This is a genomic window from Planomonospora sp. ID91781 (assembly GCF_015711595.1).
In the GTDB taxonomy this organism is placed as follows: Bacteria; Actinomycetota; Actinomycetes; order Streptosporangiales; family Streptosporangiaceae; genus Planomonospora; species Planomonospora parontospora.
Genome location: NZ_JABTEY010000001.1, coordinates 2,814,247 through 2,828,031, shown reverse-complemented (window position 1 = coordinate 2,828,031; position 13,785 = coordinate 2,814,247). Strand labels below are relative to the sequence as shown.

The 13,785-nt window shown below is 72.8% G+C and carries 11 protein-coding genes; 9 read left to right on the top strand and 2 right to left on the bottom strand.

Features of this window, described 5'->3' with window-relative positions; translation table 11 throughout:
- Window positions 1–487: 487 nt before the first annotated feature.
- Genes HS048_RS12845 through HS048_RS12820 form a run of 6 tightly spaced genes read left to right on the top strand, consistent with a single transcriptional unit; the run spans window position 488 to window position 6,455 of the window.
- The gene (locus HS048_RS12845) at window positions 488–1,345 is read left to right on the top strand and encodes an STAS domain-containing protein (protein ID WP_374058761.1); all 858 of its coding nucleotides are present in this window, start codon (window positions 488–490) and stop codon (window positions 1,343–1,345) included.
- Window positions 1,345–1,737, top strand: a complete 393-nt coding sequence (locus tag HS048_RS12840) for an STAS domain-containing protein (protein ID WP_196467066.1) — start codon at window positions 1,345–1,347, stop codon at window positions 1,735–1,737. The genes HS048_RS12845 and HS048_RS12840 overlap by 1 nt, the downstream gene beginning before the upstream one ends.
- Complete coding sequence (locus tag HS048_RS12835) at window positions 1,734–2,135, top strand: anti-sigma regulatory factor (protein WP_196467065.1); 402 nt, start codon at window positions 1,734–1,736, stop codon at window positions 2,133–2,135. The genes HS048_RS12840 and HS048_RS12835 overlap by 4 nt, the downstream gene beginning before the upstream one ends.
- Window positions 2,123–3,145: an ATP-binding protein gene (locus tag HS048_RS12830; RefSeq protein WP_196467064.1), complete on the top strand. Its 1,023-nt coding sequence runs from the start codon at window positions 2,123–2,125 to the stop codon at window positions 3,143–3,145. Before HS048_RS12835 ends, HS048_RS12830 begins: the two co-directional genes overlap by 13 nt.
- Window positions 3,142–4,830, top strand: a complete 1,689-nt coding sequence (locus HS048_RS12825) for an ATP-binding protein (RefSeq protein WP_068896897.1) — start codon at window positions 3,142–3,144, stop codon at window positions 4,828–4,830. Before HS048_RS12830 ends, HS048_RS12825 begins: the two co-directional genes overlap by 4 nt.
- Window positions 4,827–6,455 carry a fused response regulator/phosphatase gene (locus tag HS048_RS12820; RefSeq protein WP_196467063.1) on the top strand — a complete coding sequence of 543 codons (1,629 nt, stop codon included), beginning with the start codon at window positions 4,827–4,829 and terminating at the stop codon, window positions 6,453–6,455. Before HS048_RS12825 ends, HS048_RS12820 begins: the two co-directional genes overlap by 4 nt.
- Before the next feature lie 102 nt (window positions 6,456–6,557).
- Here the strand turns inward: HS048_RS12820 and hflX are convergent, their stop codons facing one another.
- Together hflX and HS048_RS12810 are read right to left on the bottom strand one after the other, a co-directional pair.
- Window positions 6,558–7,925, bottom strand: a complete 1,368-nt coding sequence (gene hflX / locus HS048_RS12815; protein WP_230881486.1) for a GTPase HflX — start codon at window positions 7,923–7,925, stop codon at window positions 6,558–6,560.
- A gap of 332 nt (window positions 7,926–8,257) precedes the next feature.
- Window positions 8,258–8,950 (bottom strand): DUF4097 family beta strand repeat-containing protein, encoded by a 693-nt coding sequence (locus HS048_RS12810; protein ID WP_068896900.1) that lies wholly within the window; start codon window positions 8,948–8,950, stop codon window positions 8,258–8,260.
- A 232-nt stretch (window positions 8,951–9,182) separates the two neighbouring features.
- On the opposite strand from HS048_RS12810, the gene aceB reads away from it, so the two are divergent.
- From aceB to HS048_RS12795, 3 genes are all read left to right on the top strand, one after another.
- Window positions 9,183–10,769, top strand: coding sequence for a malate synthase A (gene aceB / locus HS048_RS12805; protein WP_068896901.1), 1,587 nt, complete (start codon window positions 9,183–9,185; stop codon window positions 10,767–10,769).
- 141 nt (window positions 10,770–10,910) lie between these two features.
- A complete protein-coding gene (locus HS048_RS12800) occupies window positions 10,911–12,332 on the top strand; it encodes an FAD-linked oxidase C-terminal domain-containing protein (RefSeq protein ID WP_230881485.1) in 1,422 nt (473 codons plus the stop codon).
- A complete protein-coding gene (locus HS048_RS12795) occupies window positions 12,332–13,768 on the top strand; it encodes an FAD-binding oxidoreductase (protein WP_196467062.1) in 1,437 nt (478 codons plus the stop codon). The genes HS048_RS12800 and HS048_RS12795 overlap by 1 nt, the downstream gene beginning before the upstream one ends.
- The last annotated feature ends 17 nt before the right edge of the window (window positions 13,769–13,785 follow it).

Genomic DNA, 13,785 nt, shown 5'->3' with positions numbered 1-13,785 from the left:
AGCTTGGCCCGCTGTACAGGCTAATGGGGAAGAACGCCGATTCGCCGTAACCGCCGCCGGTTCGCCGGCCCCGCGCCCGCAGCCCACAGCGAGCATGTTTCTGCAGCTCAGATCACTTGTTCCCCACCTGTAACATCGGGCGACAAACAGACCTGTGCCCTAACATCTCGTTAGGTTTGCCCCATGGTAGCAACCTAAACCTTGACCGGCCAGTGCCCGATTTACGGGGATATATACGGTTTTTAGGAAGTGCCAGTTCTCCCCAATCGGGGCTTGCGGCGCAAGCATCAGCATTGCCCTCAAAGCTGATTTCCTTCTAATCTCACACAGCGACCGGCCGCGTCACCGGCACTCCGGCACCGCTCCGAAGCCCTCTCCCGGCCCCGCTCCACGAGCTCTGCGGCCCCTTCCCGGGCCCGCTTCACGAATGGGGCGCATCAGGACAAGCGCTGTAGCCTTGCCTGCGAGCGCCTCGTATGCATTGGGAGTGATCTTGACCGTCCACGCGGACGCCGGCCGGCGTCGCATCGAAGAGCTTCTCCGGGACCACGAGGAGCGCATCCTCAAGCGCTGGCTGGAGACCGCCTCCGGTGGACCGGCGGACCGGAGCGACCTCGCGGGCCGGCTCCGCGACGTCTACCACGCCCTGCGCGACTCCCTGGAGTCCGGCGACACCAGCGACCTGCGAGGCCTGCTCGCGGACCTGTCCCGATCCCGCGCCCGCGAGGGGCACAGCCCGACGGCGACCGCCGTCGCGGTCTTCGGGGTGAAGGAGGCGGTCTACGAGATCGTCGAGGCCGACGGCGACCCGGAGGCCCTGCGGGGCTTCATCTGGTTCGCCAAGGTCGTCGACGACCTCGGGCTCTTCACCTTCGAGACCTACGCGGCGACCCGCGAGAAGATCATCATCGACCAGGCCGAGCAGCTCCTGGAGCTGTCGACCCCGGTGGTGAAGCTCTGGGAGGGCATCGTCGCGGTGCCGCTGGTCGGCACCCTCGACTCGGCCAGGACCCAGGTGGTCATGGAGAAACTGCTGCAGACCCTGGTGGACACCGGCTCCGAGCACGCGGTGATCGACATCACCGGCGTGCCCGCGGTCGACACCCAGGTCGCCCAGCACCTGCTCAAGACCGTGGTGGCGGCCCGGCTGATGGGCGCCGAGTGCGTGATCTCCGGCATCCGCCCGCAGATCGCCCACACCATCGTGACCCTCGGCATCGAGTTCGGCGACATCGTGACCAAGGCCTCGCTGGCCGACGCCCTGGCCCACGCGCTGCGCCGGAGCGGGGTCGAGATCGACTCGGGCCGCAGGACCCGCATCGCCGTACGGGCCGAGGAGGTCTGATGGACCGCGTGCCCGTTCTCAAGCTCGGGGACATCCTCATCGTCTCCATCCAGATCGACCTGCAGGACCAGAGCGTCCTGGCGCTCCAGGAGGACCTGGCGGACCAGGTGGTCGCGACGGGCGCACGCGGAGTGATCATCGACATCACCGCCGTGGAGATCGTCGACTCGTTCATCGGCCGCATGCTCGCCACCATCGCCTCGATCTCCCGCATGCTCGACGCCGAGACCATCGTGGTGGGCATGCGCCCGGCCGTCGCGATCACCCTGGTGGAGCTCGGGCTCTCCCTCGGGGGCGTGCGCACCGCGCTCAACCTCGAGAAGGGCGTCGCCCTGCTCGACCAGCGCGACCGCCGCGGCGGCGGCACGCGGACGACTGCGGCGACGCGGTGACGTCTCCCGCGGAACTGCCCATCACCGGCAACAGCGACGTCGTACTGGTGCGCCAGCAGGTCCGCGCCACCGCCGTCGAGGTCGGGCTGTCCCTCGTGGACCAGACCAAGGTGGTGACCGCGGCCAGCGAGCTGGCCCGCAACGCCCTGGTCTACGCGGGGGGCGGCCGGGCCCGGATCGAGATCGTGCACAACGGCACGCGCTCGGGCCTGCGTCTCACCTTCAGCGACGACGGGCCCGGCATCCCCGACATCGAGCAGGCGCTCACCGACGGCTGGACCACCGGCGGCGGTCTGGGACTCGGCCTGAGCGGCTCCCGCCGCCTCGTCGACGAGTTCGACCTGAAATCGGCTCCCGGAGAGGGGACGCTGGTGACGGTGACGAAATGGGCCAGGTGATCCGTTCCCACAACGACGTCTGGATCAGGGCCGAGGAGGAGAGCGCCGTCGGCTCGCTCCGCCGCACCGCCGTCGCGCTGGCCGAGGCGTGCGGTTTCGACGAGCAGGACACCGGCCGGGTCGCCGTCGCGGTGAGCGAGGCCGCCTCGAACCTGGTCAAGCACGCGGTCGAGGGCGTCATGCTGATCCGGCCGCACCCGGAGCTGGCCGCCGCGGTCGAGGTGGTCGCCATGGACCGGGGACCGGGCATGCACGACTTCTCCCATGCCCTGCGGGACGGATACTCCACCAAGGGCACGCTCGGCATCGGACTGGGCGGCATCGCGCGCATGGCCAGCGGGTACGACGTGCACTCCGTGCCCGGCCGCGGCACCGTGGTGGGCATGTGCTTCACCGCCCGGGGCGCGGTCCTCCCCCCGTCGCGGGTCAGCGGGGTGACCCGCCCGATCGGGGAGGAGACCGTCTGCGGCGACGCCTTCGCAGTCGTCGGGAGCGGCACGTCGACCACCGTGATGGTGTGCGACGGGCTGGGGCACGGCGAGGCCGCGGCCCTGGCCTCGCGCGAGGCGGTGCGGGTCTTCCTGGAGCACGCCGACCGGCATCCCGGCTTCGAGCCGGTCTCCGCCCTGGAGCGGATCCACCGCGACATCGCCCGCACGCGCGGGGGCGCCGTCGCCGTGGCCCGGATCGGCGCGGCCGGCGGCCCGGTGAGCTTCGCCGGCCTGGGCAACGTCTCGGCGTGGATCGCCCACCCGGAGGGCCGCCAGGGGATGATCTCGGTGCCGGGCATCGCCGGCCACCAGGGCCGCACCCTCCGGCAGTACGAGTACACCCTGCCGGAGGACGCCATGGTCGTGCTCCACTCCGACGGGCTCTCCGACCGCTGGGACGTCGCCGCCGATCCGGGGCTGGTGGCGCGCGCGCCCTCCGTCGCCGCCGTCACCCTGCTGCGCGACGCCGGGACCCGCCGGGACGACGCCTGCGTGGTGGCGGTGAGACCGGCCGCATGACCGGTGAGGAGCTGATCAGGATCCGCGTCCTGGACGATCAGGACGTATTCGCCATGCGCCGGCTGGGCCGCGAGGTCGCCGAGACGGCCGGGATGACGGCACAGGACCAGATCCGGGTGGCCACGGCGCTGAGCGAGCTGGGACGGGAGATCGCCATCGAGGGGCTCGACGACGTCTCCGTCGTCTTCCTGCTCGACCAGGACGAGCTCGTCGTCTCCCTCGCCTTCACCGCGGACGCCGGCTTCCGTCCGACCACCGGCGTGACGCTGGCGGGCCGCCTCATGGACTCGATCGAGGCCGATCCCGCGGGCGGGCGGGTGAGCATGCGCAAGCGCCTCCCGCCCGGGCAGGTCCGGCTCTCCGCCGCGGAGATCCGCGCCAGGCTCGGCCGGCTGACGCCGGCGACCGCCCTGGACGAACTCCGCCAGCAGAACCGCGAGCTCGCCGAGACCCTGGAGGAGGTGCGGCAGCTCAACACCGAGCTGGAGGAGACCAACCAGGGCGTCCTCGCCCTGTACAACCAGCTCTCGGCGGAGCTGGAGGAGACCAACCGCGGCGTCGTGGCGCTCTACGCGGAGCTGGACGAGAAGTCCCGGCAGCTGCGCGAGGCGAGCGACGCCAGGAAGAGGTTCTGGGCCACCGTCAGCCACGAGCTGCGCACCCCGCTCAACTCGATCATCGGCCTGGTCCGCCTGCTGGTGGGGCCCGGCGGGGACCCGCTCGGCGCCGAGCAGCTCCACCAGGTCCGGCTCATCGGCTCCTCCGCCGAGACGCTTCTGGCGCTGGTCAGCGAGCTGCTCGACATGGCCAAGGCCGAGTCGGGCCGGCTGGACCCCCAGCCCGCCGCGGTGGACCTGGTCGAGCTGGCCGAGCGGTTGCGCATGACGCTGCAGCCGACCGGCGGGGCCGGCGGGGTCGCGCTCTCGGTCCGGGTGACCGGGGGGCCGTCCGAGATCCTGGCCGACGAGGTCATGCTCACCAGGGTCCTGCGCAACCTGCTCGCCAACGGCCTGAAGTTCACCGAGGAGGGAGAGGTCCGGCTCGACGTGACGTACGACGAGACGACCCGCGAGGCGGTGTTCACGGTGACCGACACCGGCATCGGCATCCCCGCCGAGCACCTCGACCGCGTCTTCGAGGAGTTCTACCAGGTTCCGGGCCCGATCCAGGTGCGGGCCCGGGGCACCGGGCTCGGCCTGCCGTACGCCCGGCGCCTGACCGAGGCGATGGGCGGCACGCTCCGGCTCAGCAGCGCGCCGGGGCGGGGCACCACCGTCGTGGTACGGCTCCCGCACGGCCACGACGCCGTACCGGTGGTCGGCCGCGTCCTCGTCGCCGACGACGACGCGGAGTTCCGCCAGGACGTGCGGCGGATGCTCACCGGTTTCGCCGCCCGCATCGACGAGGCCTCCGACGGGCTGGCCGCGCTGGAGGCGATGGCGGCCGCCCCTCCGGACCTCGCCCTGGTGGACCTGCTGATGCCCCGGATGGACGGGGCGGCCCTGATGCTGCGGATGGCCGACGACGAGCGGCTGCGCGACGTCCCCGTGGTCATGGTCACCGCCGCGACCTCCCAGCACCACCCGCCGAACGTCCGCGCCGTCCTCCCCAAGCACGGGCTGCGCCGGGACGTCCTGCTGGAGACCGTACGGCACGCACTGGAACACGAGGACGACCGAGGATGACCGACGAGCGGGCGGGCCGGACGGCCGGCACGGAGCAGGCGACGGTGCTCGTCGTGGACGACACGCCGACCAAGCTCTACATCCTGTCCAGCTGGCTGCGGCGGTCCGGGCACCGGGTCGTGGAGGCGGCGGGCGGCCTGGAGGCGCTGGCCAAGGTCAGGGAGGTCCACCCCGACCTCGTGGTCCTCGACGTCCGCCTGCCCGACCTCAGCGGCTACGCGGTCTGCGAGCAGATCAAGGCCGATCCCGCCACCTCGGCGATCCCGGTCGTCCAGATCTCGGGGGCGGCGATCACCGCCGCCGACCGGGCCCGGGGGCTGGACCGCGGCGCGGACGCCTATCTGGCGGAACCCGTCGAACCGGACGAGTTCGCGGCGACGATCGAGGCCACGCTGCGCTACTACCGCGCGCGGCAGCGGGCCGAGCGCATGGCCCGGCGGCTCGCCGCCCTGACCGAGGTCACCCTGGCGATGAACGCCGCCGGAACGTTCGACGAGCTGGTCGCCTCCGCCGTCGAGGGCACCTGCCGGATCCTGGGCAGGCACGCGGGCGTGCTGGTCCTCCCGCCCGACGGCCGGGTCCGCAGGTTCACCGCCATGCCCCCGGACGGCACCGCCGTGCCGAGGCCCGCCGCCCCCGGCGTCCTGGCCGAACTGAGCGCCCGCACCACGGGGAACGCCGTGGGAACGGAGATCCTCACCTTCTCCCCCGCGTTCTGGGCGGAGCTGCTGCCCGACACGCTCGTCGAGGACGAGATCCTGTCCGTGCTCTCCCGGACCAAACCCGGCCGTCCCGCGGTCGCCCTGGGCGTGGAGGCGGTCCCCCCGCTCGACCAGGACGAGTGCAACATCCTGCGCCAGCTCGGGCAGGCGCTCGCCCTGACGGTCGACAACCTGCGCGCGTACGCCGAGGAGCACGCGATCGCGCTCACCCTGCAGCGCAGCCTCCTGCCGGCCCGGATCCCCGAGGTCGCCGGGCTGGACATCAGCTGGCGCTACCAGCCCGCGGTGGACAACGTCGAGGTCGGCGGGGACTTCTACGAGGTCGTCCAGCTCGGTGAGCGGGTCCTCGTCGGCATCGGTGACGTCCAGGGGCACTCACTGCTCGCCGCCACCGTGATGGCCGAGCTCCGCCACGCGCTGCGCGCCTCGCTCCTCGGGCCTGCGGTGGACCTGGGCGCCTCCATGGCGCTGCTCAACGACGTGCTGCGGCGCTACCACCCCGGGATGACCGCCACCGTCTGCCTGGTCCTCATCGACCCGGCGACCGGGGAGACGCAGATCGCCAACGCGGGGCACATCCCGCCGCTCCTCACCGACGGCCGCGGCGGGGCCCGCTACCACGGCCTGGGCAACCTGCTGCTGGGCGTGGCCGAGGAGACCTACCGCGTCGACCGGCTCTCGGTCCCTCCGGGAGGCTCGGTGCTGCTGTTCACCGACGGCCTCATCGAGGACCGCGACACGCTGCTCGACGAGAGCCTGGAGACCGCCCGGCAGGTGGCGGAGGCGGTCACGGAGGACCTGGAGCCGTTCTGCGACCGCCTGATCACCCGTTTCGGCGCCCGCGAGGACGACGTGGCGCTCGTGATCTTCCGCCGCACGGCGGACGGACCGGACGGCTCCTGAACGCCCTCGGAACGTGCGTGAGCCGGGCCGGGGACGTCCGCACGTCCCCGGCCCGGCTCACGGATCGCTCCTGCGGGCCGCCGCCGCGCCGCTCCGGCCGCCTCAGACGGTCTCGACCGGCCTGGCGGTCCGCTCCAGCTCGGCGAACAGACCGGGCAGGACCCTGGCGTGCAGGATCGTGCCCTCCTCGGTGTGCTCGACGTCGAGGACCTCGCCCTCCTCGTGCACCCGGGAGACCAGGTCTCCGCGCTGGTACGGCACGAGCATCCGGACCTCCCGGTCGAAACGCGGCAGTTCGCGCTCGATCACGGCCCTCAGCTCGTCGATCCCGGCGCCGGTGCGGGCCGAGACGACGACGGTGTGCTTCTCCCGCGCGGTCAGCTGGGCCAGCACCACCGGGTCGGCGGCGTCGGCCTTGTTGACGACCACGATCTCGGGGATGTCCCCCGCGCCCTCGATCTCGGAGAAGACCTCCCGCACTGCGGCGAGCTGCGACTCCGGGTCGGGGTGCGAACCGTCGACCACGTGCAGGATCAGGTCGGCGTCGCCGACCTCCTCCAGCGTGGAGCGGAAGGCCTCGACCAGCTGGTGCGGCAGGTGCCGGACGAACCCGACGGTGTCGGCCAGCGTGAACAGCCGCCCCTCGGGGGTGTAGGCCCTGCGGACGGTCGGGTCGAGGGTGGCGAAGAGCGCGTTCTCCACCAGGACGCCCGCGCCGGTCAGCCGGTTCAGCAGCGAGGACTTGCCGGCGTTGGTGTAGCCGGCGATGGCCACGGCCGGGACCTCGCGCTGCGTCCGCCGCGCGCGCTTGGTCTCGCGCGCGGTGGTCATCTCGCCGATCTGCCGGCGGAGCTTGGCCATCCGCTCGCGGATGCGGCGGCGGTCCAGCTCGATCTTGGTCTCACCGGGACCGCGTCCGCCGATGCCGACGCCGCCCGCGGCCCGGCCGCCGACCTGGCGGGACAGGTTTCCGCCCCAGCCGCGCAGACGCGGCAGGAGGTAGTTGAGCTGGGCGAGCTCGACCTGCGCCTTGCCCTCCCTGCTCTTGGCGTGCTGGGCGAAGATGTCGAGGATCAGCATGGTCCGGTCGATGACCTTGACCTTGACGACCTCCTCCAGCTGCCGCAGCTGGCCGGGGCTCAGCTCACCGTCGCAGACCACGGTGTCGGCGCCGGTCGCCGCCACGATGTCCGCCAGCTCCTGCGCCTTGCCGGAGCCGATGTAGGTCGCCGTGTCGGGCTTCTGGCGGCGCTGGATCAGTCCCTCCAGCACCTCCGAGCCCGCCGTCTCCGCGAGGAGCTTGAGCTCCAGGAGGGAGTTCTCGGCGTCGGTCACCGTGCCCGAGGTCCAGACACCGACCAGGACGACCCTCTCGAGCCGCAGCTGACGGTATTCGACCTCGGTGACGTCCTCGAGCTCGGTGGAGAGCCCTGCCACCCGGCGCAGCGCCTGGCGCTCGGCCAGGTCCATCTCACCGGTCTCGGGCAGATCGTCGAACTGGTCAAAGTCCAGCGACTCACGAGTGTCTATGTCGTTGCTCCTGTTCGGATGCTCGGTTTCCGTGTGCGTCATCCTGTGACGCCCATGGCGTGACACCTATGACAACGCCCGGACTCCTCGGATGTCTTCCCGCCGATGGTGCCATGTCGACGTCCGGACCTCACCTGGTTATCCCCTGCGGCCCGCCCGCCCGGATGGGCGGGACCCGGACCCGGCGGGCGGGCCCGGGGCCGACTGCAGGGCTCGGACCGGCGGACGGGCCCCGGGATCGGCGGACGGGACCCGGAGCCGGCGGGCGGGGCTCAGACGGGGAGCACCTTCGCGTCCCCGGCGCCGCTGCTCACCTTCACGGTGCGGGTCGCGGACGGGTCCTGCTCGACCTGGATCGTCTCGTCCCCGGCGCCGCTGCCGAGGTCCACCCGGTAGGGGCCCTTGGGCAGCCGTACCGTGGCGTCGCCCGCGCCGGTCTCCACGTCGACCCGGTCCGGTGCGGCGGTGAACTCCGCCTCGACGTCGCCGGCCCCCGTGTCGGCGGTGAACGTCTTGGCCGCCAGGCCGCCGGCCTCGATGTCACCGGCTCCGCTGCCCGCCTCCACCTCGCCGGTGAGGGAGCGCAGCGTGATGTCGCCCGCGCCGGTCTCGACCCGGACCCGCACCCCCTTGGGGATCTCGACCTTGTAGTCGACGCTGCAGCTCCCCAGGCTGAACCCGGACGGGCAGGTGTACTTCAGCGTGAGGGTGCCGCCGTCGACGGAGTGCTCCGTCTTGGGCTTGTCGTTGCTCCAGTGGAGGGTCTCGGTGACGCCGATCCCGCTCCGGCCGGACTCGTTCACCACGATGTCCCCGGCCTCCGCGTCCACGGAGAGCACCAGCACCTCGTCGGCCACGTCGTAGGAGACGGCGGTCTGCTGAGTGGCCAGAGGACCGACCCCGCAGCCGGAGAGCACCAGTGCCGATCCCAGGAGCGCCCCCGCGGCCAGCATGTTCTTCTTCATGAGACTGATCCTCGACTTCCGGGAGGCGCTCCGCCTCCCCCTCACGACCGGTTCCGCGCCCTCTCCGCCGGAGGGAACTGATCCAACTGTGGCCCGGCCGTCCTCATGATCCCATCCGGGAGACCCCGGAGGGGGCCCTGAGAGGACCCCGGCCTTTGACCCGTAAGTGACCGTCCAGTAGCGTCGATTCCACAATTCAGAAGTCGTTTTCCACCAGACGGAAAGGAAGCTCATGGACGGCGTTGAGATCACCGGCCCCATGCTGGAGCGGTTCGACCAGATCCTCACGCCGGAGGCGCTGGCCTTCGTCGCCGCCCTCCAGCGCGAGTTCGGCGCCCGGCGCCTGGAGCTGCTGGCCGCCCGCCAGGCGCGGCAGGAGGAGCTGTCCGCCGGCGGCACCCTGGACTTCCTTCCCGAGACCAGGCACGTGCGCGAGTCCGAGTGGAAGGTCGCCCCGCCCGCGCCCGGCCTGGTGGACCGCCGGGTGGAGATCACCGGCCCGGTCGACCGGAAGATGACGATCAACGCGCTGAACTCCGGGGCCAAGGTCTGGCTGGCGGACTTCGAGGACGCCAACGCCCCCACCTGGGAGAACACCGTCAACGGCCAGCTCAACCTGCGGGACGCGCTGGACCGGACCATCGACTTCGAGACCGGCGGCAAGAGCTACGCGCTCAAACACGACGAGGAGCTGGCCACCATCGTGGTCCGCCCGCGCGGCTGGCACCTGGAGGAGAAGCACCTCACCTGCGACGGCGCCCCGTTCTCCGGTTCGCTCGTCGACTTCGGCCTCTACTTCTTCCACTGCGCCGCCCGGCAGCTCGCCAAGGGCAAGGGCCCCTACTTCTACCTGCCGAAGATGGAGTCGCACCTGGAGGCCCGCCTCTGGAACGACGTCTTCGTCCGGGCGCAGGACCTGCTCGGCGTCCCGCAGGGCACGATCCGCGCGACCGTGCTGATCGAGACCTACCCGGCCGCGTTCGAGATGGAGGAGATCCTCTACGAGCTCCGCGACCACTCGGCCGGGCTCAACGCGGGCCGCTGGGACTACCTGTTCAGCGTCATCAAGAAGTTCCGGACCCGGGGCCGGGAGTTCCTGCTGCCCGAGCGGAACGCGGTGACCATGACCGCCCCGTTCATGCGCGCCTACACCGAGCTGCTGGTCCGCACCTGCCACAAGCGCGGCGCGCACGCCATCGGCGGCATGGCCGCCTTCATCCCCTCCCGCCGCGACGCCGAGGTCAACAGGGTCGCCCTGGAGAAGGTCACCGCCGACAAGACCCGCGAGTCCGGCGACGGCTTCGACGGCTCCTGGGTCGCCCACCCCGACCTGGTCCCGATCTGCCGCGAGGTCTTCGACGGCGTGCTCGGCGACCGTCCCAACCAGATCGAACGGCTCCGCGAGGACGTCTCCGTCTCCGCCGCCGACCTGCTCGCGGTCTCCAAGACCCCGGGCGACATCACCGAGGCCGGCCTGCGCAACAACGTGGACGTGGCGCTGCGCTACCTCGCCGCCTGGATGGGCGGCCTGGGCGCGGTGGCGATCCACAACCTGATGGAGGACGCCGCCACCGCCGAGATCTCCCGCTCCCAGATCTGGCAGTGGATCCACAACGACATCGAGCTCGCCGACACCGGGGCCGTGGTCACCAAGGAGCTCGTCGAGCGGATCATCGACGAGGAGCTCGCCAAGATCAAGGCCGAGCCGGGCTACGACGAGGCCCTCTACGCCCAGGCCACCGCGCTGTTCAAGGAGGTCGCCCTCGACGACGACTTCGCCGAGTTCCTCACCCTGCCCGCGTATGCCCGCATGCCGTGACACGGGGGATCCCGCGGTGGGATCCTCCTCGTCCGGAGAGGATCCCACCGCGGCCCCGCGGCCGCCGGAGGAGGCGCGTTGACGGACACGACAGGCGCGACACCCGTGCGCGGCCCCGCGCTCGGCAGGGCCGCCCGGCGGCTGGCGGCGGTCCTGCCGCCCGGGGCGGTGATCACCGATCCGGTGCGGCTGCGCACCTACGAGTGCGACGGGCTGACCCACCACCGGGCCGTCCCCGGGGTCGTCGTGCTCCCGGAGACCGCCGGGCAGATCGCCGCCGTGGTGCGGATCTGCAACGAGTACGGCGTGCCGTTCGTGGCCCGGGGCGCGGGCACCGGGCTGTCCGGCGGCGCGCTCCCGCGGACCGACGGCGTGCTGGTCGTCACCTCCAGGATGCGGCGCGTCCTGGAGGTCGACCTGCCGAACCGGCGGGCCGTGGTGGAGCCCGGCGTGACCAACCTGGCGATCACCGAGGCGGTCCGCCCGCACGGCTACTACTACGCGCCCGACCCCTCCAGCCAGCAGGTCTGCACGATCGGCGGGAACGTGGCGGAGAACTCCGGCGGCGCCCACTGCCTGAAGTACGGCTTCACGGTCAACCACGTGCTGGCCCTGGAGATCGTCACCCCGGACGGCGACATCGTCACCCTGGACGCCGACGACCCGGGCTACGACCTGCTGGGCGCTTTCGTCGGCTCGGAGGGCACGCTCGGGATCACCACGAAGGTCACCGTACGGCTGCTGCGCGCGCCGGAGGCCGTGACCACGCTGCTGGCGGCGTTCGGGAGCATCGAGCAGGGCGGGCGGGCCGTCTCGGCGATCATCGGCGGCGGCATCGTCCCGGCGGCGATCGAGATGATGGACGCGCTGGCGATCGAGGCCGCCGAGGCGGCCGTGGCCTGCGCCTACCCCGCCGGCGCGGGCGCGGTCCTCATCGTGGAGCTGGACGGGCCGGCCGCCGAGACGGCGCTCCGGTCCGCCGAGGTGGAGCGGGTCTGCCTCGAGAGCGGCGCGTTCGAGCTGCGGACCGCCGCCGATCCCGCGGAGCGGGCCGCGATCTGGAAGGGCCGCAGGTCCGCCTTCGCCGCGGTCGGCCGGATCAGCCCCGCCTACATCGTGCAGGACGGCGTGGTCCCCCGGACCGCGCTGCCGGGCGTCCTGGCGAGCATCGACCGGCTCTCGGCCGAGCACGGCATCCGGGTGGCCAACGTCTTCCACGCCGGGGACGGCAATCTGCACCCGCTGGTGCTCTTCGACGACGCCGAGCCGGGCGCGGCCGAGCGGGCCGAGGCCGTCTCGGGCAGGATCCTCGACCTGTGCGTGGAGCACGGCGGATCCATCACCGGTGAGCACGGGGTCGGCGTGGACAAGGCACGATATATGCCGAAGATGTTCACCGACGACGATCTGGACACCATGCAACTGGTCCGCTGCGCCTTCGACCCCCGCGGCCTGTCCAACCCGGGCAAGGTCTTCCCGACCCCGCGCCTGTGCGGCGAGGTCCCGGGCGTCCGCCGGGGGGCGCACCCCCTGGTGGAGTCCGGCAGGGCGGAGCAGTTCTGATGGGCGCGCCGTACGGGAGCGGCCCCCGCCGGGGCTCCGCGGGCGGGAGCGCCGCGGGCGGGAACACCGCGGACAAGGCCTTCGCGGGCGGGAGCGCCGCGGTGGCGGCGCTGCGCGGGACCGGTGCGGAGATCCGGGACGCGGGTCCCGGCGACGCCGTCGCCGGAGTCGTGCCCCGCTGGGTGGCCCTGCCGGAGAGCACCGAGGAGGTCGCGGCGCTGATGCGGGTCTGCGCCTCCCTCGACCTGGCGGCCGTGCCCACCGGCGGCGGCACCCGGCTGCACTGGGGGCGCCCGCCGGAGCGCTGCGACCTGCTGGTCGGCACCCGCCGCCTGGACGGGATCCTGGAGCACGCCTCCGGCGACCTCGTCGTGCGGACGCAGGCGGGCGTGACCGCGGAGGCCCTGGCCGGGGTCCTCGCCGCCGCCGGCCAGGAGCTCGCCCTGGACGTCCCCGCCGGCGGCTCCACCGTCGGAGGCGCGCTCGCCACGGCCGCCGCCGGGCCGCGCAGGCTCCGCTACGGCACCGCCCGCGACCTGCTGATCGGGATCACCGTCGTGCTCGCGGACGGCACGGTCGCCCGGTCCGGCGGGAAGGTCGTGAAGAACGTCGCGGGCTACGACCTCGGCAAGCTCTTCACCGGCTCGTACGGCACGCTCGGGATCATCACCGAGGCCGCCTTCCGCCTCCACCCGGTCTCCCCGGTCCGCCGCTGGACCACCGCCCGCCTCCCCGGCCCGGACTCCTGGACGGCCCTGGACGGCTCCGGACGGTTCGAGGCCCCGATCGGCCCGGCGGGACCGGCAGGCATGGGCGATCCGGTCGGCCCTGCTGATACCGCCGGTCCGATCGGCCCGGCCGCGCTCGCGTCCGCGCTCGCCGCCGCGCAGACCGAACCGAGCGCGGTCGAGCTGGACTGGGCCGCGCCCTCCGGGGGCGTCACGGTCTCCGCGCTGTTCGAGGGGGCCGCGGCGGACGCGCGGGCACAGGCCGTACAGGACCTCGTCGGCGCCTGCGGGCCGTGGGAGGTCGCCGGGGAGGCGCCCGCGTGGTGGGGGGAGACGCCGGGAAGCGGGGTCCCGGGTGAGGTCCTGCTGGAGCTGCGCGTCCCGCCCGCGTCCGCCGACCGCGCGCTGCGGGCGGTCGCCGCCCGGGGGCTGCCCGCCCGGGTGCGCGGGTCGCTGGCCTCGGCGGTCCTGCACGTCGCCCTGCCCGCGGAGACCGGCGGGCCGGAGTTCGCGGCGTTCGTGTCCGGGGTGCGCGACGACGTCCGCCCGCTCGGCGGCAGGCTGACCGTGCTCGCCGCGCCGCCGGAGCTCGCCCGGCGGGTGGACCCCTGGGGCCCGGTCGGGGCGCTCCCGCTGATGCGGCGGGTGAAGGAACGGTTCGACCCCGGCCGGAGGATGTCCCCCGGCCGGCTGGCGGAAGGCCTCTGACGTGGACCCCGACATCG

What these genes read in the sequence shown, in the direction of transcription:
- HS048_RS12840 (WP_196467066.1), top strand. Translation starts at nt 1,345, where the DNA reads ATGGACCGCGTGCCCGTTCTCAAGCTCGGGGACATCCTCATCGTCTCC.
- HS048_RS12830 (WP_196467064.1), top strand. Translation starts at nt 2,123, where the DNA reads ATGGGCCAGGTGATCCGTTCCCACAACGACGTCTGGATCAGGGCCGAG.
- HS048_RS12825 (WP_068896897.1), top strand. Translation starts at nt 3,142, where the DNA reads ATGACCGGTGAGGAGCTGATCAGGATCCGCGTCCTGGACGATCAGGAC.
- HS048_RS12820 (WP_196467063.1), top strand. Translation starts at nt 4,827, where the DNA reads ATGACCGACGAGCGGGCGGGCCGGACGGCCGGCACGGAGCAGGCGACG.
- hflX (WP_230881486.1), bottom strand. Translation starts at nt 7,925, where the DNA reads ATGGACCTGGCCGAGCGCCAGGCGCTGCGCCGGGTGGCAGGGCTCTCC.
- HS048_RS12810 (WP_068896900.1), bottom strand. Translation starts at nt 8,950, where the DNA reads ATGAAGAAGAACATGCTGGCCGCGGGGGCGCTCCTGGGATCGGCACTG.
- aceB (WP_068896901.1), top strand. Translation starts at nt 9,183, where the DNA reads ATGGACGGCGTTGAGATCACCGGCCCCATGCTGGAGCGGTTCGACCAG.
- HS048_RS12795 (WP_196467062.1), top strand. Translation starts at nt 12,332, where the DNA reads ATGGGCGCGCCGTACGGGAGCGGCCCCCGCCGGGGCTCCGCGGGCGGG.